Below are 23,452 nucleotides of genomic sequence, written 5' to 3'. Positions count from 1 at the left end.
AATCACCAAAAACCGATTTAGCGTTCAAATTTTAAATTTGTTAGCTTACAAAATATTGATTGTTATTATGAGCAAGACACTATTTGATAAAGTTTGGGACTCCCATGTGGTTCAACATATTGAGAACGGTCCAGATGTACTTTTTATAGACAGACATTTGGTCCATGAAGTAACGAGTCCTGTTGCTTTTCTAGGATTAAAAAATAGAGGAATCAAAGTGAAATACCCAGAGCGTACTTTTGCAACTGCGGATCACAACACCCCAACACTAAATCAGCATTTGCCTGTAAAAGACCCATTATCTGCCAACCAATTAAAGGCATTGGAGGAGAATGCGGCAGCGCACAATATTCCGTATTGGGGGCTAGGGCACGATAAAAACGGAATTGTACACGTAATTGGCCCAGAAAATGGTATCACCGTACCTGGAGCCACTATTGTTTGTGGAGATTCACACACTTCTACGCACGGTGCTTTCGGTGCCATCGCGTTCGGTATTGGAACCAGTGAGGTAGAAATGGTTTTATCTACACAGTGTATCATGCAACCGAAACCCAAAAGCATGCGCATCAACATTAACGGTACTTTGAGTAAGGCCGTTACACCAAAAGATGTGGCGTTGTTCATTATTTCAAAATTGTCCACTTCAGGTGCTACGGGTTATTTTGCCGAATATGCTGGAGATGTGTTCAAAAACATGTCCATGGAAGGTCGAATGACCGTTTGTAACCTGAGTATCGAAATGGGTGCCCGTGGTGGTATGATCGCTCCTGACGAAACTACTTTTGAATACATCAAAGGTCGTGAATACACCCCTAAAGGTGCCGATTGGGACAAAGCCATGGAATATTGGCAAACCCTTTACACCGAAGACGATGCTACGTTCGATAAGGAATTGACTTTCGAAGCGAGTGAAATCGAACCGATGATTACCTATGGAACTAACCCTGGAATGGGAATGAGCATTCAAAAATACATTCCTTTGGCTGAAGCCGTTGAAGGTGGTATTGCAACCTATAAAAAATCCTTGGAGTACATGGATTTTCATGAGGGTGATTCCATGATTGGCAAACCTATTGATTTTGTATTCTTGGGAAGCTGTACCAATGGTAGAATTGAAGATTTCCGTGCATTTGCTTCGATTGTGAAAGGCAAGAAAAAAGCGGATAACGTTACGGCTTGGTTGGTACCTGGCTCACACCGAGTTGAAGAGGCCATTAAGGAAGAAGGTATCTTGGACATTCTTCACGAAGCTGGTTTTGAATTGAGAGAGCCTGGATGTTCCGCTTGTTTGGCGATGAATGATGATAAAGTTCCTGCTGGTAAATATGCGGTGAGTACTTCCAACAGAAACTTTGAGGGAAGACAAGGACCTGGAGCAAGAACGCTTTTGGCAAGTCCATTGGTGGCCGCAGCTGCTGCCGTGACTGGTAAAGTAACCGACCCACGAGAATTAATGGAAGAAGTTTTAGCGTAACAATAAACAATGAGCAATTATCAATGTACAATGGAACCAGCTATTGTTTATTGTTAATTGAAAACTGATAATTGAATTAAAATGGCATACGATAAATTCGAAATATTAAAAAGTTCAGCGGTTCCATTACCTATTGAAAATGTGGATACCGACCAAATCATCCCTGCTCGATTCCTAAAAGCTACAGAGCGTAAGGGTTTTGGGGATAATTTGTTCCGCGACTGGAGATACAATTCAGACGATAGCCCGAAAGAGCAATTTGTTTTGAACAACCCTATCTATTCAGGTAAAATCTTGGTAGGTGGCAAAAACTTTGGTTCTGGTTCTTCCAGAGAGCACGCCGCATGGGCTGTTTATGATTATGGTTTCCGTTGTGTGGTATCCAGCTTTTTTGCTGATATTTTCAGAAACAACTGTTTAAACGTAGGTGTTTTGCCAGTTCAGGTAAGTCCAGAATTTTTGGATAAAATTTTTACAGCTATTGAAGCTGACCCGAATACCGAGTTGGAAGTGAACCTACCTGAACAGACCATCACTATTTTGGCTTCGGGAGAGAGCGAAAGCTTTGAAATCAACGGGTACAAAAAACAAAACATGCTCAACGGTTTTGACGATATCGACTTTTTGTTGAACATTAAGGATGGTATCGAAAAATACGCTGAGAACACCCCGCTTTAATTTCCAACAGGACACTGTTTCAACAAATGAAAACACGCACCATTGAAATAATGGACACCACCCTGAGGGATGGTGAGCAAACCTCGGGAGTATCATTTTCCGCTTCGGAAAAACTCACTTTGGCTAAGCTTTTATTGGAAGAACTCAAGGTCGACCGCATCGAAGTGGCATCGGCACGGGTTTCTGAAGGTGAAATGCAAGCCGTAAAAAATATTACCGAATGGGCTGCCACCGAGGGTTATTTGGATAAAGTGGAGGTCTTGACTTTCGTTGATGGCGGAGTTTCATTGAAATGGATGCAAGAGGCAGGTGCTAAAGTGCAAAACCTGTTGACCAAGGGTTCGTTGAACCATTTAACACATCAGCTTAAAAAGACTCCAGAACAGCACTTTAGTGAGATTCAAGCTGTAATTGAAAAGGCAAAAGAGCTTGGAATTGAAACCAATGTGTACTTAGAGGATTGGAGCAATGGAATGCGTAATTCTCAAGAGTACGTGTTCCAATTTTTGGACTTCTTGACCCAACAACCCATTAAAAGGGTGCTGTTGCCAGATACGCTAGGTGTTTTGACGCATAATGAAACTGGGGAATATCTGTCCAAAATTATAGCACGTTATCCAGACTCACATTTTGATTTTCATGGGCATAACGATTACGACCTAAGTGTTGCCAACGTCATGGAAGCCTTAAAAGCGGGTGCCCATGGTTTACACTTGACCGTGAACGGAATGGGTGAACGTGCAGGAAATGCTCCATTGGCCAGTGTGGTTGCTGTGGTAAACGACTTTTTACCTGAAATATCCATAGGAGTAAAGGAATCTTCGCTATATAAAGTAAGTAAATTAGTTTCTGCATTTACTGGTTTTGGCATTCCAGACAACAAACCTATTGTTGGAGACAATGTTTTTACCCAAACCGCTGGAATACACGCAGATGGAGATAGTAAAAAGAATCTTTACTTTAACGACTTATTACCTGAAAGATTCGGCAGAAAACGTAAATACGCCCTAGGTAAAACTTCAGGAAAAGCCAATATTCAAAAGAATCTTCAGGAACTCGGGTTGACTTTAAATGATGAAGAACTTAAAAAAGTAACTGAACGCATCATTGAGTTGGGTGATAAAAAGGAACGGGTCACAAAAGACGACCTACCTTATATCATTTCCGATGTTTTGGATACAGATTTGCATCAACAAAAGGTGTTTGTGAAGTCATATGTCCTCACCCACTCCAAAGGATTAAAACCCTCCACTACCCTTTCCATTGAAATTGAAGGAAAGAGTTATGAGGAAAATGCTCAAGGCGATGGACAATTTGACGCTTTCATCAACGCCTTAAAGAAAGTATACAAAAAAGAAAATCGAGAGTTGCCCAAATTGGTGGACTACACGGTTCGAATCCCTCCTGGAAGTAATTCTGACGCTCTTTGCGAAACCATTATTACCTGGCAAACCAAAGACAAGGATTTCACCACCCGTGGATTGGATTCCGACCAAACGGTATCTGCGATTAAGGCCACGGAGAAAATGCTCAACCTCGTATAACAACATTGATAATTGTTTATTGAAAACTGATAATTGACAACATGAAATTAAACATAGCTCTTTTGGCCGGAGATGGAATTGGCCCCGAAGTTATTGATCAAGCCGTAAAAGTATCCGATGCCGTAGCCAGTAAATTTGGACACAAAATCACTTGGACTCCCGCCCTAACCGGTGCAGCTGCCATTGATGCTGTTGGCGAGCCTTATCCTGATGAAACCCATGATATTTGTGTTGCTGCCGATGCTGTTTTGTTTGGAGCCATTGGGCACCCACGATTCGATAATGACCCATCTGCCAAAGTACGCCCAGAGCAAGGTTTGTTGAAAATGCGTCAGAAATTGGGTTTGTTCGCAAATGTGCGCCCAACTTTTACATTTCCGTCATTAATTGATAAGTCACCATTGAAGAAAGAACGTATTGAAGGTACCGATTTGGTTTTCTTGCGTGAACTTACAGGTGGTATCTATTTTGGAAAACGTGGTCGCGAAGACAACGACAACACTGCCTACGATACTTGCACCTATACTCGTGAAGAAGTGGAGCGATTGGCAATAAAAGGATTTGAAATGGCTATACAACGTTCCAAAAAATTATGTTGTGTGGACAAGGCCAATGTTTTGGAAACTTCTAGACTTTGGAGAGAAACCGTTCAGAAATTGGAAAAGGAATACCCAGAAGTTGAAGTATCCTACGAATTTGTTGATGCTGTTGCCATGAGACTGGTGCAATGGCCTAGCTCCTACGATGTATTGATCACTGAAAATCTTTTTGGAGACATTTTAACCGACGAAGCCTCCGTAATTTCAGGGTCTATGGGATTGATGCCATCCGCTTCTTTGGGTGAAAAAACATCTTTGTTTGAACCTATTCACGGTTCTTACCCTCAAGCAGCAGGAAAAGATATTGCCAATCCATTGGCTACCGTACTTTCTGCCGCCATGATGTTTGAAACCGCATTTGGATTAAAAGACGAAGCAGAAGCGATTCGCGACGTAGTGAACAAATCCTTGGCCGAGGGCATTGTGACCGAAGATTTGGCCGACGGCGGCAAAGCCTACAAAACCAGTGAAGTTGGCAACTGGCTTGCTGAGAATATTTAAATACACAACCACATTATAAAAAAAAGCCCGAGTAATTTGCTCGGGCTTTTTTTTGTTTAGAAAATTCTTTTTCTACTAGAGAATATAATCAGTACTTAAAAAGTTGCTCACTTTAGCTTCCAACAACTGTTCAATGGTCTGATTGTTCAAATCATTGTCCTTAAAGGCCACAAAAGTTCTGATTGAGAACGAACGCAATGCATCGTGCACACTCAATGTAGATTGAGCAGAGTCTTTTCTTCCCGTAAACGGATACACATCAGGTCCTCTTTGACATGAGCTGTTCAAGTTCACGCGACACACCAAGTTAGCCAAAGTGTCAATTAGTGGAGATAGCGTGTACACATCTTTTCCAAACAAACTCACCTGCTGTCCGTAGTTGGATTCTGCCATATCATCCAAAGGCTCTTCAATATCCTGAAACGAAAGTACAGGAATTATAGGTCCGAATTGTTCTTCTTCATACACCCTCATGTCTTTGGTAACTGGATACAACACTGCTGGCCAGATGTAGTTATCAAAATGCTTCCCTCCTTTTTTGTTGATGATCTTGGCGCCTTTGGCCAAAGCGTCATCCAACAATTCTTGAATATAGGCAGGTTTATCAGCTTCTGGCAGCGGTGTCAATTGAACGCCGTCATCCCAAGGGTTTCCGAATTTTAACTTGTCCACTTTTTCAGCGAAGCGTTTTAAAAACTCATCTTTTACTTCATCATGAACATACACCACTTTTAATGCCGTACAACGCTGACCATTGAAAGACAAAGTCCCCGTAATACATTCGTTGATGGTCAAGTCCAAATCGGCATCGGGCAACACAATGGCTGGATTTTTGGCTTCCAAGCCCAACACCAATCGTAAACGGTTGCTTTTTGGGTGCTGATCTTGTAAAGCATTCGCGGATTTACTATTTCCAATCAAAGCCAACACATCTACCTTTCCAGTTTTCATTATAGGGGCTGCTACTGCTCTACCTCGTCCGAAAAGGATATTTACAACTCCTTTTGGAAAACTGCTCTTAAACGCCTCCAAAAGTGGTGTAATCAACAACACCCCATGCTTCGCTGGCTTAAAAATGGTGGTGTTTCCCATAATAATAGCAGGAATCAACAAAGCAAAGGTTTCATTTAATGGATAATTGTAAGGTCCAAGACACAATACAACCCCAAGAGGGCCTCTACGAATATGGGCATAGACACCATCATGCTTGGAAAATTTGGCAGAGTCACGATCTAGCTGCTTATAATCTTCAATGGTGTCATAAATATACTCAACAGTACGATCAAACTCCTTGTACGAATCTGGTTTGGATTTCCCAATTTCCCACATCAACAACTTTACCACCTCTTCACGCTTTTGCTCCATGCGCTTCACAAAAGATTCCATACACTCGATACGGTCTTTCACTTTCATGGTAGGCCAAAGTCCTTGTCCTTTATCGTAAGCAGCCATGGCAGCATCCAAAGCTTCCATTGCTTCAGGCTCACCCATGTCAGGAATGCTCCCCAATGTAGTTGGCGCATATTCTTCGGTGGATGAAATCGTGGAAATTACAGGGCTAGTTGCCCCATTCCAAGTTTTCAATTCGCCATTGATCAAATATGTTTTTTGGTGTATTTCTTCCGTGATCTGAAATGCTTCAGGAACTAGGGTCGTTGTTGTTGCCATAAGATTTTAATTAATGAATTAGTGTAGTGAAGAGTGTTACTCTCACACAAAATTAACATAATTCCCAATGATAATACCGAGATTGTGGAGGTATTTACATCTGGAATCTAACTTGTAAAAATGTAATTTGAAATTGTTAAACCTATCACACCAAATACTGGAAAAGATGGGGTTTATCGTTCAAATAGTCGCCAAAAAAGTTATTGGCTTTCATGCGATCGATTAAGGGTTGCAAATCGTTTGGCGACTTCAATTCGATGCCCACCACTGCTGGTGCATTTTCCCTACTCGACTTTTTGGAATACTCAAAATGGGTGATGTCATCGTCGGGCCCAAGAATATCAGCCACAAACTCTTTAAGCGCTCCTGGCCGCTGTGGAAACTTGACGATAAAGTAATGCTTAAGGTTGGCATAAAGCAATGCTCGCTCCTTAATTTCTGCGGTTCGGGTGATATCGTTATTACTTCCGCTGATCACACAAACCACATTTTTGCCTTTAATTTCTTCGGTAAACTCATCCAATGCGGAAATGGTCAAAGCCCCAGCAGGCTCTACCACAATGGCATCACGATTGTACAGCTCTAGAATGGTCTGGCACACCTTACCTTCAGGAACCGTGATCATTTTACTTAAATGATTTTTGCAAATTTCATAGGTAAGCTTACCTACTTTTTGAACCGCTGCACCATCAATAAACTTATCAATATGAGGCAATTCCAACAACTCCCCCTTTTCCATGGATTTGAGCATCGAGGGTGCACCTTCGGGTTCAATCCCGATGATTTTGGTGTTTGGGGACAAGGCTTTAAATGTGCCACAAAGTCCAGATGCCAATCCACCACCACCTACGGCCACAAAAACATAGTCGATGGGTTCAGTGAACTGCTCCAAAATCTCCAAGCCCACAGTAGCTTGCCCCTCAATGATTTTCTCATCATCGAATGGATGCACAAAAGTTTTGCCGTTTTGTTCACAGAAAGCTTGCGCCGCTTTATTGGAATCGTCAAAGGTATCGCCCTCAAGAACCACTTCAACCCATTCCCCACCAAACATTTTAGTCTGGTCAATTTTTTGCTTGGGTGTTACAACGGGCATATAAATAGTGCCTTTCACCTCTAGATGACTACAGGCAAAGGCCACTCCTTGCGCATGATTGCCTGCACTGGCACAGACCACTCCTTTGGCCAATTCTTCTTTGGAAAGTGAACTAATTTTGTTGTAGGCACCTCTAATTTTATAGCTACGGACCCGATGCAGGTCTTCGCGCTTGAGGAGGATATTGGCCCCATATGTTTTAGAATAGCGGATACTCGGCTGCAATGGAGTTTCCGATGCCACTTGTGCAATGGTTTCCGCTGCTTTTCGAATATCCGCTATTTGTGGAAAATAAGTCTCCACAGTGTCATTTTTCATGTGACGGTTTACCCTATCGGCTTCATAGCTGTCATGGACTCACGTAATCTTGCTCCAACAATTTCCACATCGTGCTCACGAATGGCTTTGTTTACAGCGATCAATTTTACGTTGTCCACGCCATTGTCTTTTCCTGCTCCGAATTGGGTGCCGATAATATCAGTTTCCACAGTTTTCATGAAATCAGTCAACAACGGCTTACAAGCGTGGTCGAACAAATAACAACCGTATTCCGCTGTATCGGAAATTACACGGTTCATTTCGTACAATTTCTTTCTAGCAATGGTATTAGCAATCAATGGTGTTTCGTGCAATGATTCGTAGTATGCGGACTCACCAATAATTCCAGATTCGGTCATAGTCTCATAGGCCAATTCCACACCAGATTTTACCATTGCTACCATCAAAACGCCGTTATCGTAGTATTCTTGCTCAGAAATCGCTACATCACCTGCAGGTGTTTTTTCAAAAGCAGTTTCTCCTGTTGCAGATCTCCAGTCCAATAGGTTTTTATCGCCATTGTCCCAATCTTCCATCATGGTTTTGGAGAAATGTCCGCTCATAATGTCATCCATATGCTTTTGGAACAACGGACGCATGGTCACTTTCAATTCTTCGGCTAAATCAAAGGCCTTGATTTTTGCAGGGTTGGACAAACGATCCATCATATTGGTGATACCTCCTTGCTTCAAACCTTCGGTAATGGTTTCCCATCCGTATTGGATCAATTTGGAAGCGTATCCTGCATCGATTCCTTTTTCAACCATTTTGTTGAAAGATAGAATAGATCCTGTCTGCAACAAACCACAAAGAATGGTCTGCTCTCCCATCAAATCTGATTTTACTTCAGCCACAAAGGATGATTCCAAAACCCCAGCTTTGTCACCTCCTGTACCCGCTGCATACGCTTTAGCTTGCGCCAAACCCTTACCCTCAGGATCGTTTTCTGGGTGAACCGCAATTAAGGTAGGTACACCGAAACCTCTTTTGTACTCTTCACGCACCTCAGAACCTGGACTTTTAGGTGCTACCATGATTACGGTAAGGTCCTCACGGATTTGCATCCCTTCTTCCACAATATTGAAACCGTGTGAATAAGACAAGGTTGCGCCTTTTTTCATCAAAGGCATAATAGTGCTTACCACATTGGTGTGTTGCTTGTCAGGTGTAAGGTTGATCACCAAATCGGCAGTTGGAATCAATTCTTCGTACGTTCCCACCACAAAATTGTTCTCAGCGGCGTTTTTATACGATTGTCTTTGCTCCTTAATCGCAGCTTCACGAAGGGTATAGGAAACATCCAACCCAGAATCGCGCATGTTCAAACCTTGGTTCAAACCTTGTGCACCACAACCTACAATTACAATTTTCTTTCCTTTTAATGCGGATACACCATCAGCGAATTCGCTAGAATCCATGAATCTACATTTCCCCAATTGGGTCAATTGCTCGCGAAGTGATAGTGTGTTGAAGTAATTTGTCATTTTTGATATTTGATTTTATGCGATTTAATTTTCTTGAAATTCTTCCAATAGTTCCGAGATGGGCATGGCTGCCTTGGTCACGGCGATTCGGCCCGAACGAACAAACTGCATGATGCCATAAGGCTCCAATGCGTCGTGCATCTCATCAATCTCATGTCTGCGACCCGTTTTTGCCAACACAAAAAACTCACGACTCACGGTGACAATCTGAGAATTGTGCTCTTTGATGATGTTTTGAATTTGTCTTTCATCAAATAGCAAATGCGAAGCGATTTTGAACAACGCAGATTCTTGATAAATGGTTTCATCATCGGTATGATAATACGCTTTGATGACCTCTATCTGCTTTTCAATCTGCCCCACGATCTTACGGGTCCAATCTTCGGTGGTGTTTACAACAATAGTGAATTTTGAAACACCATCAATCTCTGATTTAGAAACATTTAAGCTTTCTATATTAATGTGTCTCTTTAAGAATATCCCTGATATTCTATTGAGCAATCCTACATGGTTTTCGGAATACACCGATATGGTATACCATTGCTTTTCCATAGATTGATTTTATTTTTTTACTGCAACTATAAGTCCTGTGGACCAGTTCATTTTTGTTATTATAATATCTTTTCTTTCTTCCAAGACACCCACTAATTCAAGAGCTTTCTCTTCATGCCCCTCGGGCCAATTGGGTTGCTTTTGCATATCATCGATGATGTAATAGCCTCCTTTGTTCAACAAGCCAATGGTTAAATCCAAATGACTGTATTTTCCTGGCCATGCATCGGCAAAAATAAGGTCGAATTGAGGGCCTTTGTAAGATTCCAACCACTCCGCGCCATCGGCGCAAACAAGCTGCAATCTATTTTCATCTGCATCAAAGTACATTTTGGCCACCTGAATCAATTCTGGGTCGTTATCAACGCTTATCATTTTAGAATCTTCATCCATTCCATCCAATAACCACGAAAGCGAAAGCCCGATACCCGTACCTAATTCCAAAAAATTACCAGCTAGCTTCGATGCGGCCATCGTTTTCAGGAACGCACCGATATAAATATCGGAGGGCATGGTAAAACCCATTTCCTCGGACTTGGCAAGCAACGAATCGTATTGCTTTGGTTGGTTTAGGATAATAGACTGATCCATTTATTTCAATCTGATATCAGCTACAGAAGCACCTGTTGGAATCATTGGGAATACGTTATCCTCTTTCTCCACTTTCACTTCCAAGAAATAGGGATCTTTAGATGCCATCATTTCTTCCACGGCATCTTTAAGTTCGGAACGCTCCACTACTCTTCTTGATTTGATGTGGTATCCCTCTGCGATTTTCACGAAATCTGGATTGGTCATTACGGTAGAAGCGTAACGGCTCTCGAAGAACAGTTCTTGCCACTGACGCACCATACCCAAGTGCTCGTTGTTCAAAACCACAATCTTTACAGGAACATTGTGCTGGAAAATTACCCCGAGCTCTTGAATGGTCATCTGATAACCTCCATCTCCGATAATGGCAACCACTTCGCGGTCCATAGCTCCCATTTTGGCCCCAATGGCTGCAGGAAGTCCAAATCCCATGGTACCCAAACCACCAGAAGTTACATTACTCATGGTCTGTTTGAATTTGGCATACCTACAGGCAATCATTTGGTGTTGTCCCACATCGGAAACCATCACCGCTTTATGTCCTGAAGCTTCATTGATTTGTTCAATTACCTCACCCATGGTCAACCCCTCTTTGGTGGGGTAAATATCATTTTTGATCAAGGTATCATACTCAATTTGATGCTTTGCTTCAAACTCAGCTACCCAATCTGGATGTGAATTTTCATTGATCAAGGGCAAAAGCATACCTAAAGTTTCCTTGGAATTTCCAAGAACAGCCACATCTGCCTTTACATTTTTATTGATCTCGGCAGGGTCAATCTCAAAATGGATGACTTTGGCCTGTTTGGCATAGGTGGCCAAATTTCCCGTTACCCTGTCATCAAAACGCATACCGATAGCGATGAGTACATCACATTCGTTGGTAAGGATATTTGGACCGTAATTTCCGTGCATTCCCACCATTCCCACATTCAATGGGTGGTCAGAATCCATGGCAGACAGTCCAAGAATGGTCCAAGCAGCAGGAATTCCCGCTTTTTCAACCAATGCTTTCAACTCTTCTTCTGCTTTGCCCAAAATCACCCCTTGACCGAATACGATATAAGGCTTTTTGGCATTGTTGATCAATTCTGCCGCTTTTTCAATGGCAGCTGTGTCAGGTTCTGGAACTGGCTTGTAACTGCGAACTCCAGTGCATTTTTCGTATTTGAAATCCAGTTCATCGAACTGGGCATTTTTGGTAATATCAATCAGTACAGGGCCTGGTCTACCTGACTTGGCAATATAAAATGCCTTTGCCATGATTTCAGGAATCTCCTCCACTCTGGTGATTTGATAATTCCACTTGGTCACTGGTGTAGAAATCCCAACGATATCCGTTTCTTGAAAAGCATCGGAACCCAATAAACTTCTGGTTACCTGCCCTGTGATGCATACCATAGGTGTAGAATCAATCTGCGCATCGGCAATACCTGTTACCAAATTCGTTGCTCCAGGACCTGAAGTCGCCATGGCCACCCCTACTTTACCCGTAACACGCGCATATCCTTGTGCAGCATGTGTAGCACCTTGCTCGTGACGGGTTAAAATATGAGTCAATTTATCTTGGAACTTGTACAGCTCATCATACACTGGCATAATGGCTCCTCCTGGATATCCGTAAATCAAATCGACACCTTCTGCCAACAAACAATGAATGATGGCCTCTGCACCAGATATCCTCATGGTAGTTTCTTTTTTCTTTTCTTCTTTTTTTGTCTTCAATGTTTCCATAAACCTAATGTTTAAAGAATTTCAACAGTATTCAGTTATTTAGAACGCATCGGTTACACAACCTTTGGCTGCTGATGATACGGTTCTGGCATATTTGTACAAGCTTCCTGATTTAATTTTCAACTCAGGTTGCTTCCATTCTTTTCTTCTTTGCTCAAATTCCTCATCGGAAATGTTGATATTGATGGTGTTCTTTACCGCATCTATGGTAATTTCATCACCATCTTTCACCAAGGCAATTCCACCACCAACTTGCGCTTCAGGTGAAACATGACCTACCACAAAACCATGGGAACCTCCAGAGAATCTTCCATCGGTAATCAAGGCTACGTCTTTACCCAATCCAGCTCCCATAATGGCAGAGGTTGGCTTCAACATTTCAGGCATTCCAGGTGCTCCTTTCGGACCCTCGTAGCGAATAACCACTACATCTCCTTTTTGTACTTTCCCGTTGTGGATACCATCGTTTACCGCTGCCTCACTGTCAAACACACGGGCAGTTCCCGTAAATTCAAGTCCCTCTTTACCAGTGATTTTAGCTACAGCTCCTTCAGAAGCTAAGTTTCCGTATAAAATTCGGATGTGTCCCGTTTCTTTGATTGGATTGTCCAACGTTTTAATAATGTCTTGACCTTCTTCCAAGTCTGGGGCATCCAACAAGTTTTCGGCGATTGTTTTTCCTGTAACGGTCATACAATCCCCGTGAAGCATGCCTTTTTTCAACATGTATTTTAAAACCGCTGGCACACCCCCTACTTTATGTAGGTCTTCCATCAAGTATTTTCCACTTGGTTTAAGATCTGCCAATAATGGAGTTGTATCACTAATTCGTGAAATATCATCCAAAGTAAAATCTACTTCGGCAGCATGGGCAATCGCCATAAAATGCAATACTGCATTGGTTGAACCTCCCAATACGGTAATCAAACGGAATGCATTTTCCAATGCTTTCTTGGTTACAATGTCTTTCGGTTTCAAATCCACTTCCAACAAGTGTCTCAATGCTTCACCTGCCGCTTCACAGTCACCAGATTTAGCTTCGTTCACCGCTGGAATGGAGGAGTTGAAAGGCATGGACATTCCCATGGCCTCAATGGCAGAAGCCATGGTGTTGGCCGTGTACATTCCGCCACAAGCTCCAGCACCTGGACATGCTTTGTGGATCACTTCCTTAAATTCAGTTTCATCTATAGTTCCTGCCACCTTTTGACCATAGGCCTCAAAAGCGGAAATAATATCCAATTTTTTATTGTTGTGGCATCCTGGGGCGATGGTTCCACCATACACCAAAATAGATGGGCGGTTCAAACGCAATTGGGCCATCAAGGCACCTGGCATATTTTTATCACAACCCACCACGGTAACCAAACCATCATAGCTCATGGCTTGGATAACGGTTTCAATGGAATCGGCAATAATATCCCTTGAAGGCAATGAGTAACGCATTCCGGGTGTTCCATTTGAAATTCCATCACTCACCCCAATCGTATTGAAGATAAGCCCCACCAAATCGGACGACTCCACACCTTTTTTTACATCCAACGCCAAATTGTTCAAGTGCATGTTACAAGGGTTGCCCTCATAACCTGTGCTTGCAATTCCAATTAGCGGCTTTTGTAAATCTTCATCTGTCAATCCAATCGCGTGCAGCATCGCTTGTGCAGCTGGCAGCGTTGGGTTTTGGGTCACATTCTTACTAAACTTGTTCAATTCCATTATCAAATTTCCTTCAAATAGGGTATTCTGCTGAATTTTGTATTGTATTTCAAAGATAGATGTTTAAAAAGCCTTAGATTTTTAACAGTTTAAGGTGATTTAAATCCACTTATATCTTAAAACATTCAATTTACTGTTTTTCAGTTGATTATGTTAATTCAAAATCCAATATTCAATTATTTTTCTTTATAAAAAAAAGGGCCTGTACCACAATTGATACAGGCCCTTTTTGTCTACAACAAGTCTGTATCACCCCATTTCTGGGATACTAATGACTACGTTGTTGACAAGGTTATTTTGTTTCATGATTCAATAGTACAAAAATTAATTGTGAACATAAACTAATATTATTCAAGAAAGTTTCTCAATTACATTTTTAAGTTTTTCCTGTATTTCTTGGGCTACGGAACCCAACTTTTCATTTTCAACTGAAATCATCGAAGCAATTGGATCAACGGCCGCTACTTCTATGTTACCCTCATCATTTTCCAAAACAACCACATTACAAGGTAAAAACAGCCCAATTTTCTCCTCTTGTGTCAATGCTTCATATGCATAAGGCGGATTGCACGCTCCTAGAATCCTATATTTCTTAAAATCAACCCCCAACTTGTTCTTTAAGGTTTCGTTGATGTTTATTTCGGTGAGTACTCCGAATCCCTCATTTTTTAATTCAAGGGTTACTTTTTCAATAGCTTTTTCGAAATCCTTTTCTTTTAAAATGGTATTAAAGTAATAGCTCATGCTTATTTTCTTTTGAAAATCAATCCGTGAAATTTATCCCCTATAAGTTAGGCATCTTTTCACTGGATGTGTGTGCTTTTGAGAAGATTTTATGAAATCACCATTCTTACGTTGAAACATAAAAATGGAAATCGCCCAAATTCAATCAAGAAAGCTTGAATTGAAAACTCTCTCCTGACCTTTTCTGCGCCAAAACATTAATGGAATCTTCAGATAATTGTAGAATCCTAGGATAACCTCCCGTGGTTTGGCCATCTTTCATTAAAATGATCATGCGGCCAGCAGGCGTTAATTGTACTGTACCAGGCAAAGTGCCAGAAGTTAACATGGAATGTTCGTGTCCCTTGATTAATTCAGCAATTTGATAGGCCATTCGATTGTTCTCTTTGGAAAGAGAATAGGTTTTGGTGAAAATTTCGGTGAGCTGTGCATCCGTGAGCAATTCAAATTCTGGCCCTTTAAAAACTACCAGCGTATCCTTTTCAAAGTGATCTTCAATCTTTACTTCGGTTATTATAGGTTTAAATGATTTTGACTCCTTGTATTTTACCTCATCCCCATCTTTAAGTCGTGCGGATTTGGTGACAGGAACAAATTGGGAACGGCTTCCCAACACCTTATCATTTTGAAAACCGCCTTTAATGGCCAAATATCCCCTAAATCCACTTTCCAATCTTCCATAAGAAAGGATATCCCCTTTTTCTATTTTAATCACCTGAAAGTTTTCTATGGGTTGATTGTTCAATGTGGCCAAAATATGGGCTCCAGAAAGACAAATAAAGGTTGGTACATCAAACTGAAGTGTGGGTCCAGTCATGGTGATTTCCAACACTGCGTCATTATCATCATTTTCGAGCAACATATTGGCTTTTTTAACCGATGCAATATCCATAGCTCCTGAAATGGGCACACCAACATCACGAAATCCAAACCTTCCCAAGTCTTGAATGGTCAAATAAAAACCAGATTTTAGAACTTTAAGCATTCAAAACAACTTTTTCGGGTTTATAAATTCCGACCTCACCTTCTATCTTATGCAAATCGTATTCGGCTTTGGATATGCTCTCAAATCGGATTTTGTCACCTACTTTCACAAAACAGGGTGTTTTTTCCTTTGGATTGAAAAGTTGCACAGGACAGTTTCCAATAATGTTCCATCCGCCAGGAGAATCTTGGGGATAAATACCAGTTTGTTTTCCTGCCAGACCAACCGAACCTTTGGTTACTTTCAACCTTGGCTCTGCTCTACGCGGAATCTCCAAACTGGAAGGCAACCCACCCAAATACATAAATCCAGGTAAAAAACCGATACCAAACACCACATACTCATGCGAAGTATGTTGTTCAATCAATTCTTCAACAGAAAGTTTTAAGGTTTTGGCTGCGTCTTCAATATCAATCCCGAATTCGAGGTCATAACACACGGGAATGGTCCATAAATGCTGCGTTCGTTGGATTTCGGAACTATCTATTTTTCCATAACAGTCCAAAATCATGGATTTGGTCTCTTCAAAATCTATATGATCCTGATTGTACACCATGGTCAAGGAATTGTAGGCTACGGACATTTCCCAGCCTTCAATTTTTAGTTCTTTAAACACATCCATAAAGTCGAGAATGTTGGCCAAAATGGATTCACTTACCTTATTGGGCCATTCGATTAAAACGGCTCGTTCTCCAAAAGGTTTGATGTTGATGGGGTACTTTTTCACTTTTCTATGTGCACAAGGTTTCGGGGTAATTCTTCTGAAATATACGTTAATATTTTTAATGCAGCGGCTGTATCCCCATGCACACAAAGGGTTTGTGCAGAAATTTCAACAAACTCACCGTTGACGGCCTTTACGCTACCTTCTTTTATAATAGGTAAAATATGATGCAACACTTCTTTTGGATCTTGAATAAGGGCATTTTCTTGTTTTCTGGACACCAAACTTAAGTCAACATTGTAATTTCTATCCGCAAATGCTTCGTAGGCTATTTTGAAACCCATTTCCAGCGCCAACTTCTCAACCACCGAATTGAAAGGAACATAGAGTAATGCATTATCACGATAACTTTCAATCGCTTTTAAAAACACCCTCGCAAGTAGTTCGTCTTTTGAGATTTGATTGTACAAAGCCCCATGCGCTTTAATGTGATGTAATGGTATTTTCAGTTCCTCAAGGACTTCATCGAAAGTTGACAGCTGTGATTGGACACTTTGAATCAATTCCTCTTTGGAAATATCCATCGCTTCCCTTCCAAAATTGGCTTTGTCAGGGTATGAGGGGTGTGCTCCAACTTTAACACCATGAATTGCTGCCAACTGAGCCACTTCCATCATGGTTTCTCTTGACCCTGCGTGTCCGCCACAAGCAATATTGCAGGAGCTGATAAAAGGAAATAGTTCAGCTTCATTGCCTACTCCCTCGCCAACATCACAATTAATATCTATGGAAAATTGATTCATTTAGAACAATCCTATTACTTTTAAGATACTTTTTGCTCCCAAAAAAATGGCAAATCCAACAATGGCAAATCCCAAAATATTTTGGAGCAGCGTATTCTTGTTTTCTCCCATCACCGATTTTTTGTTCACCACCCATAGTAATAAAGATGCCATAATAGGCAGCAAAATCCCATTGGCAATTTGTGCAAACTGTATAACCTGAATGGGTTTAATATCAAAAGAAAGGAAAACTACTCCACACAGCACCACCAACAACCAAACGAGCTTAAACTTTATATTTTGCATGCCTCCTTCCCATCCAAAACTACTGCTAGCTACAAAAGCAGCAGCTAATGGAGCGGTGATTGCAGAGGTGATTCCAGCTGCCAACAGTCCTGTTGCCATAAAATACACGGCCATTTTTCCAAATAAGGGTTCGAGTGCCACCGCCATATCCAAGGCATTACCAATATCGGACAAAGGTGCTGCTGAAGCGGTGATTAAAATAGCCATAGAGACCAATCCCCCTAAACCAATAGACAAAATGGTGTCCCAGTTCAAAGTTTTTAAATCTGCTTTGGATGTCCATTTTTCCTTCACCAAAGAAGCGTGCAAAAACAAATTATAGGGTACAACGGTAGTTCCTACCAAAGCAATTACGGTTAGTAAACTTCCTTCAGGCAATTGCGGCACGAACATTCCTTTAATAATTCCTGTGATTGATGGTTGTGTTATAATAGCGCAGATCACAAAACTCACTCCCATGATTCCGACCAAGGCCACAAAAATCTTTTCTAAAATTTTATAGGTACTAAACCACAATAAAAAGAAAATAATAAGTCCTATAAATAATGGAAGAAACGGTTTTAAGGGTTGGTGTGAAATCAATTGCTCCAATCCTAGGGTGGCTCCACCTATGTTTCCAGCTTCGTAGGCTGCATTCCCAACCAAAATGGCACCAAATACAATGGCGATTACAAGGTTTCGCAATCCTTTTGATTGTACTTGCTGCTTTACCACATCGACCAATCCACTTTGGGTGACTAAACCAATTCTACCAGCCATTCCCTGCAATACAATAGTAGCGATAATTGAGACCAATAAGGCCCAAATTAAACTATAACCAAATCGTACACCTGCAAGTGTGCACATGGTTAAGGTGCCTGGTCCAACAAAGGCTGCTGCGACCAATACACCTGGTCCTATTTTTTTAAACATGGTTCAGTTGGTTTTGGTGGATGAAGTTATAAAGCTTATCCAAACAAATAATGCATTTCATCCAAAAAAATGCAGTTCGTCTAAAAGTGGAGTGCTTTACATCGAGTTTTTATACGATTTCAAAAAACTGAAAGTTATAATAATCCCAAATCATACTAGACCTTAAACTTTACAACTACTTATGACCTGTAAGGATTGTGATAAAAATATTGGACCTCAAGAAAAACAAGCATCTATGGAAGCTTTGGGGGTTCAACTTTGCGAAAGACATACGCGACTGATCAAAAGAGTAATTCTTCAGAACGATACCTCTGTTGAAGCCATTCAATTATTTTATGCTTTAAAAGAGGCTGGAGCACACCCCATGTTGGAATGGTGGGACGGTAAAAAATCTGTGGATATTGCAATTTCTCGCGTGAAACTTAATATTGAAATCGACAAGGATTACAATATGATCACCCATGAACAGGCCATAAGCGACTTAGAAGATGCCATGCATTCCTTTAAAAATGGTTTTACTACCATCAGGATTCCACATTTGGCCATTAAATATTATTTGGACGAGACTGTAACGAATATCCTAGGTATCATCTCTGGATTAAAAGCCAATATTAAGGCTATCTAGTTGCAAAATTGAATACTGTCGTTCTTTTGGGTCTCTTTGTATTCCAAAATATTGATAACGATGGTGTCCTCCCCAATATTCTCTAAATCGTTGACATAGTTTTTACCCTTGTATTCAAAATATTGGGTGTCTCCTGGGTTAAGCTTCACCATATCAATTTTACCATTCCCGTATCTGGTTAATACCAATCCACCTGTGGTACAAACCCATCCGTAGTTTCTGTTTTGTTTTCTAAAGGGTATTCTTTGTCCTGGCAATAAATGAATATCCCAAAGTTTTACGAATTCATTTTCGAAAACCAGGTTATCGCTTAACGATTCTGAAATTTCCTGATGCATCAACTCATCAATCTTCTCCTGTTCCCATGGATCAAAGTTGCCAACGGGATTCAATTCCACACATTGCATACCTACTTACTTTAAAAAGGTCGGCAAAAATACATCCTAATTATCTCATATTGAATGATATAAAACATATTTAACTAAATATTTGCACACTTAGTGAATAATTTACCATCAATTATTAAAACAGCGATATATCAATCCTCTTTTTAAGATTTTCTAAATAAAATACACCACACCTGCTTGACTTACAATTTTTTATCTAATTTGGAACAACTCAAAAACCAACCCAACCAAAATGAAAAAATTCTTGCTCGGTCTTTTGGCCATTGTTCTTGTTCTTGTTGCCATTCTAGTTGCAAATACCATGTCTTTAACTTCACAACAAGTGGAACCAGACAATCTTGAACCCATGGATTTCCCTGCAAATGCTTTCCAGAACTTATCAAAAGCCATTCAATACAAAACCATTTCTTTCAGTGAAGATGCAATCCCAGATTCTACAGCATTCAATGGTTTTCATCGATTTTTAGCAGAAACCTATCCCCTTTTACATGAAAATCTATCCTTGGAGAAAATAAGCGAGTATAGTTTGTTGTACACGTGGAAAGGAAAAGATTCATCTAAAAAACCAATCATTTTAATGTCGCACCAAGATGTGGTGCCTGTAGACCAACCAACGCTTGCTGATTGGGAAGCTGGCCCCTTTGATGGCGTAATTACTGAAACCGACATAATTGGCCGAGGAACGTTGGATGATAAAAGTTCATTGATGGCCTTAATGGAATCGGTTGAACAATTGTTAAAAGAGGATTTTCAGCCAAGTCAAACCATTTATTTGGCTTTTGGGCACGATGAAGAACTTGGAGGCAGCAACGGTGCAAAAGAAATCGCTTCCTATCTTAAAAGCAAAGGTGTAGAAGCTGCAATGGCTTTGGATGAGGGAGGGTTTTTAGCTGAAAATATGGTTCCTGATTTTGATAAAACAGTTGCCATGGTAAATCTGGCCGAAAAAGGATATGCTTCATATAACCTAATTGTTGAAACAAAAGGCGGACACAGTTCTGCACCTCCTGAAGATAATACCATTGGTATGTTGGCTCAAGCCATTGTGGACTTAGAGAATAATCAACGCCCTTATAATTTGGTAAAACCTTTGGATTATCAATTTGAATATATGGGTGCTGAAATGCCCTTTTTCAAAAAAATGGCTTTTGCCAATCCTTGGTTATTCAAAGCCCCAGTGCTTAAAGCTTTGAATGCCCATACCACTACTGCGCCAACAATTATTGAAGGAGGGGTAAAAGACAATGTAATTCCTACGCTTGCCAAAGCCACCATAAATTTTAGGATATTACCAGGGGAAACCGTTGAATCTGTAAAAGCCCATATTCAAGAAACAGTCGGTGAAAAACTTAAAGTAGAGTTGGCAGGTTTCGCAACTGACCCATCTCCTGTTTCGGGTATTGAATCCGATGCCTTCTTAAATCTCGAAAAAACAATTCGCTCCATCTACCCAGAAGCCGTTGTGGTTCCTGGCTTGATTGGAGGAGGTACCGATGCGCGCTATTTTTATGATGTTGCGGACGATGTGTACCGCTTCTACCCCATTCGAATTTATCCAGAAAGTTTTACCCGTGTTCATGGCATTGATGAGAAAATCAGCAAAGAGAATTACAAAGAAATAGTGGAATTCACTTACCATTTGATTAAGAGATTCAACAAATAACATTAATCCAACCAACCCCCTTGGTCTAAACTTCAGTATTTGATAGCTTCGGTGACATACCCGAATGTGCAATTATGAAACATTAAATTCAGGATATCTGCAATTTCTTTTTATAAAATCAACTTTTACAAATGAAAAAAATCAAATCCATTATTACCTTAATACTTGCATTAGGTGTTACCTGTGCTAATGCGAGCAATACTAAAAACGGCACAACTGAAACTGCAAATGATTCACTAAGACTAGCGGAACTAAATAATTTTTGGGCTGAGGTTTCGAGAACTGTAAATGAAGGAGACTTTGAAGGCTATAAAGCTACCTACCATGAAGATGCGGTTGTTGTATTTACAACTGGTGAAAACAAAGGATCTGTAACTATTGCAAAGGCATTACAAAACTGGAAGCAAGGTTTCATAGACACTAAAACAGGAAAAACACGAAATAGTGTGGAATTCCGTTTCTCACAGCGGATAGGTGACGAAACTACTGCCCATGAAACAGGAATTTTTGCGTTCCAATCTGACAATGGGACTGGTAACGCCAATCAAAAACAATTCGTTCATTTTAATGCGCTACTCATAAAACGTGATAAAACTTGGTTGTTGGTAATGGAATATCAAAAATCCAAAGCAACTGAAGAAGAATGGAACTCATTGGAATAATCCTGCAATCTGCACTAAAAAGACAACATACATTACAGGGTTATGATAGTGTCGTATTCTATTGTAGCTGCGTGTTTTTGGTATAAAAAGATAATAGTCTTCACCCCAACCAACCTTCTCTATCTAGACTTCGATACTGAATGGCTTCCGAAATGTGATTTTCCTTGACCAATTCTGATTTTTCTAAATCGGCAATAGTACGGGCCACTTTTAAAATTCTATCGTAAGCACGTGCAGATAGGTTCAGCCGTTCCATGGCATTTTTTAAAAGGGTTTTGGACTCCTCTTCCAATTTGCAATATTCTCGAATATGTTTGGTTCCCATTTGGGCATTATAATGCACTTGTTTTAGATCATTAAATCTCTTGGTTTGAATTTCTCGTGCAGCTTCAACCCTTTTCCTGATTTCTACGCTGTTTTCACCTTTTCGTTCATCGGAAAGTTTATCGAAAGGCACAGGAGTCACTTCAATGTGAATATCAATTCGGTCAAGTAACGGACCTGAAATTTTTCCCAAATACCGTTGCATTTCAGCAGGAGACGAAGTAACTGGCGCATCTGGGTCGTTAAAATAGCCGCCTGGACTTGGGTTCATGCTGGCCACTAACATAAAACTACTGGGATAGGTTACCGTGTATTGTGCGCGTGCTATGGTCACTTCCCTGTCTTCAATAGGTTGCCGCATAACTTCCAAAACCCTTCGTTCAAATTCTGGTAGTTCATCCAAAAACAAAACACCGTTATGGGATAAGGAAATTTCACCAGGTTGTGGATAACTTCCACCGCCGACCAATGCAGCGGAACTAATGGTGTGATGAGGACTTCTAAACGGTCGTTGACTCATCAATCCTTTGTTTTTGACCTTTCCGACTACACTGTGGATTTTAGTGGTTTCCAAAGCTTCATGAAGAGTCATTGGAGGCAAAATGGATGGTAAACGTTTGGCCAACATGGTCTTTCCTGCACCTGGAGGACCAATTAAAATGATATTATGCCCTCCTGCTGCTGCAATTTCCATGCAGCGCTTAATGCTTTCCTGACCTTTTACATCCGCAAAATCAAATTCAGGCATATCGAGATGTTCGTAAAACTCTTCTCGGGTATTGACCGTAGTTTCCACCAAAGGTGTTCCCAAATCAAAGAAATCAATGATCTCTTTGATGTTTTCAATCCCAAAAACTTTCAATCCGTCAACAATGGCAGCTTCAATGGCATTTTCTTTTGGGAGAATAAACCCTTTAAATCCTTCCTCACGAGCCTTTATGGCAATGGGCAAAGCCCCTTTTATGGATTGCAGGCTGCCATCCAAAGACAATTCACCCATTATTAAATAGTCATGGATGTTTTCAGAATTAATTTGACCAGAGGCAGCCAATATCCCCAATGCCAAAGTCAGATCATAGGCAGAACCCTCCTTTCGAAGATCGGCGGGAGCCATATTTATGGTGATTTTTTTGCCTGGAATTCTGTAACCGTTGTTTTGAAGAGCTGCAGCAATGCGATAATTACTTTCTTTGATGGCATTATCGGGCAGGCCCACTAAATGATAACCCACACCTTTATCGATATTGACTTCTACCACAATAGTGGTGGCCTCAATACCAAAAACGGCACTGCCGTAAACTTTGATAAGCATATAGTTGATTCTCGTTTAATACGAGCAAAAATTAGCTATTCCTAGCTTTCAATATCGGTAAGTTTGACGGATACCCTGTTTTGAATTGACGAAAGGCCTTTCCGAATT

The 23,452-nt window shown here is 40.8% G+C and carries 21 protein-coding genes; 7 read left to right on the top strand and 14 right to left on the bottom strand.

What is annotated here, in order from left to right; translation table 11 throughout:
• Positions 1–67 precede the first annotated feature (67 nt).
• The 4 genes from leuC to leuB all read left to right on the top strand — a co-directional run bounded on the left by leuC (position 68) and on the right by leuB (position 4,799).
• Positions 68–1,477, top strand: coding sequence for a 3-isopropylmalate dehydratase large subunit (gene leuC, locus BLQ18_RS11700; RefSeq protein WP_090296015.1), 1,410 nt, complete (start codon positions 68–70; stop codon positions 1,475–1,477).
• An 81-nt stretch (positions 1,478–1,558) separates the two neighbouring features.
• Positions 1,559–2,155, top strand: coding sequence for a 3-isopropylmalate dehydratase small subunit (gene leuD / locus BLQ18_RS11695; RefSeq protein WP_090296012.1), 597 nt, complete (start codon positions 1,559–1,561; stop codon positions 2,153–2,155).
• 26 nt (positions 2,156–2,181) lie between these two features.
• On the top strand, positions 2,182–3,699 hold the full coding sequence (locus tag BLQ18_RS11690; RefSeq protein ID WP_090296007.1) for an alpha-isopropylmalate synthase regulatory domain-containing protein: 1,518 nt from the start codon (positions 2,182–2,184) through the stop codon (positions 3,697–3,699).
• A 41-nt stretch (positions 3,700–3,740) separates the two neighbouring features.
• Positions 3,741–4,799 (top strand): 3-isopropylmalate dehydrogenase, encoded by a 1,059-nt coding sequence (gene leuB / locus BLQ18_RS11685; protein WP_090296002.1) that lies wholly within the window; start codon positions 3,741–3,743, stop codon positions 4,797–4,799.
• Positions 4,800–4,874: 75 nt separating this feature from the next.
• Here leuB and BLQ18_RS11680 read toward each other — a convergent pair whose 3' ends face one another.
• The 12 genes from BLQ18_RS11680 to BLQ18_RS11625 all read right to left on the bottom strand — a co-directional run bounded on the left by BLQ18_RS11680 (position 4,875) and on the right by BLQ18_RS11625 (position 18,351).
• Entirely contained in the window at positions 4,875–6,467 is a 1,593-nt protein-coding gene (locus tag BLQ18_RS11680) for an NADP-dependent glyceraldehyde-3-phosphate dehydrogenase (protein ID WP_090295998.1), read from the bottom strand.
• A 145-nt stretch (positions 6,468–6,612) separates the two neighbouring features.
• On the bottom strand, positions 6,613–7,881 hold the full coding sequence (gene ilvA / locus BLQ18_RS11675; RefSeq protein ID WP_090295995.1) for a threonine ammonia-lyase: 1,269 nt from the start codon (positions 7,879–7,881) through the stop codon (positions 6,613–6,615).
• An 8-nt stretch (positions 7,882–7,889) separates the two neighbouring features.
• The gene (gene ilvC, locus BLQ18_RS11670) at positions 7,890–9,365 is read right to left on the bottom strand and encodes a ketol-acid reductoisomerase (protein ID WP_090295991.1); all 1,476 of its coding nucleotides are present in this window, start codon (positions 9,363–9,365) and stop codon (positions 7,890–7,892) included.
• A gap of 24 nt (positions 9,366–9,389) precedes the next feature.
• Entirely contained in the window at positions 9,390–9,917 is a 528-nt protein-coding gene (gene ilvN, locus BLQ18_RS11665) for an acetolactate synthase small subunit (RefSeq protein ID WP_090295985.1), read from the bottom strand.
• 9 nt (positions 9,918–9,926) lie between these two features.
• Positions 9,927–10,508: an O-methyltransferase gene (locus tag BLQ18_RS11660; RefSeq protein WP_090295977.1), complete on the bottom strand. Its 582-nt coding sequence runs from the start codon at positions 10,506–10,508 to the stop codon at positions 9,927–9,929.
• Positions 10,509–12,242, bottom strand: a complete 1,734-nt coding sequence (ilvB, locus tag BLQ18_RS11655) for a biosynthetic-type acetolactate synthase large subunit (protein WP_090295972.1) — start codon at positions 12,240–12,242, stop codon at positions 10,509–10,511.
• A 39-nt stretch (positions 12,243–12,281) separates the two neighbouring features.
• Positions 12,282–13,958 carry a dihydroxy-acid dehydratase gene (gene ilvD, locus BLQ18_RS11650; protein WP_090295967.1) on the bottom strand — a complete coding sequence of 559 codons (1,677 nt, stop codon included), beginning with the start codon at positions 13,956–13,958 and terminating at the stop codon, positions 12,282–12,284.
• Between the two features lie 351 nt (positions 13,959–14,309).
• On the bottom strand, positions 14,310–14,702 hold the full coding sequence (locus BLQ18_RS11645; RefSeq protein WP_090295963.1) for a DUF302 domain-containing protein: 393 nt from the start codon (positions 14,700–14,702) through the stop codon (positions 14,310–14,312).
• Positions 14,703–14,847: 145 nt separating this feature from the next.
• The gene (locus BLQ18_RS11640) at positions 14,848–15,687 is read right to left on the bottom strand and encodes a 5-oxoprolinase subunit C family protein (RefSeq protein WP_090295958.1); all 840 of its coding nucleotides are present in this window, start codon (positions 15,685–15,687) and stop codon (positions 14,848–14,850) included.
• Positions 15,680–16,414, bottom strand: coding sequence for a 5-oxoprolinase subunit PxpB (gene pxpB, locus BLQ18_RS11635; RefSeq protein ID WP_090295954.1), 735 nt, complete (start codon positions 16,412–16,414; stop codon positions 15,680–15,682). Before pxpB ends, BLQ18_RS11640 begins: the two co-directional genes overlap by 8 nt.
• The gene (gene pxpA / locus BLQ18_RS11630; protein WP_090295949.1) at positions 16,411–17,154 is read right to left on the bottom strand and encodes a 5-oxoprolinase subunit PxpA; all 744 of its coding nucleotides are present in this window, start codon (positions 17,152–17,154) and stop codon (positions 16,411–16,413) included. Before pxpA ends, pxpB begins: the two co-directional genes overlap by 4 nt.
• On the bottom strand, positions 17,155–18,351 hold the full coding sequence (locus BLQ18_RS11625; protein WP_090295944.1) for an Nramp family divalent metal transporter: 1,197 nt from the start codon (positions 18,349–18,351) through the stop codon (positions 17,155–17,157).
• A 181-nt stretch (positions 18,352–18,532) separates the two neighbouring features.
• On the opposite strand from BLQ18_RS11625, the gene BLQ18_RS11620 reads away from it, so the two are divergent.
• Positions 18,533–18,976: a hypothetical protein gene (locus BLQ18_RS11620; RefSeq protein WP_090295940.1), complete on the top strand. Its 444-nt coding sequence runs from the start codon at positions 18,533–18,535 to the stop codon at positions 18,974–18,976.
• On the opposite strand, the gene BLQ18_RS11615 is transcribed toward BLQ18_RS11620, so the two are convergent.
• Positions 18,973–19,383, bottom strand: a complete 411-nt coding sequence (locus BLQ18_RS11615) for a hypothetical protein (protein WP_090295936.1) — start codon at positions 19,381–19,383, stop codon at positions 18,973–18,975. The genes BLQ18_RS11620 and BLQ18_RS11615 overlap by 4 nt on opposite strands.
• Positions 19,384–19,615: 232 nt before the next feature.
• Between BLQ18_RS11615 and BLQ18_RS11610 the strand changes: the two genes are divergently transcribed.
• Both BLQ18_RS11610 and BLQ18_RS11605 read left to right on the top strand, forming a co-directional pair.
• Positions 19,616–21,046, top strand: coding sequence for a M20 family peptidase (locus tag BLQ18_RS11610; RefSeq protein WP_090295931.1), 1,431 nt, complete (start codon positions 19,616–19,618; stop codon positions 21,044–21,046).
• A 131-nt stretch (positions 21,047–21,177) separates the two neighbouring features.
• A complete protein-coding gene (locus tag BLQ18_RS11605) occupies positions 21,178–21,708 on the top strand; it encodes a nuclear transport factor 2 family protein (RefSeq protein ID WP_090295927.1) in 531 nt (176 codons plus the stop codon).
• A gap of 100 nt (positions 21,709–21,808) precedes the next feature.
• Here the strand turns inward: BLQ18_RS11605 and BLQ18_RS11600 are convergent, their stop codons facing one another.
• A complete protein-coding gene (locus tag BLQ18_RS11600; RefSeq protein ID WP_090295922.1) occupies positions 21,809–23,344 on the bottom strand; it encodes a YifB family Mg chelatase-like AAA ATPase in 1,536 nt (511 codons plus the stop codon).
• Positions 23,345–23,452: the final 108 nt, after the last annotated feature.

The sequence above is a fragment of the Flagellimonas zhangzhouensis genome (genome assembly GCF_900102925.1).
GTDB lineage: Bacteria > Bacteroidota > Bacteroidia > Flavobacteriales > Flavobacteriaceae > Flagellimonas > Flagellimonas zhangzhouensis.
Note: the sequence above shows the minus strand (reverse complement) of the source record. Positions and strands in the feature narration are given on the sequence as shown.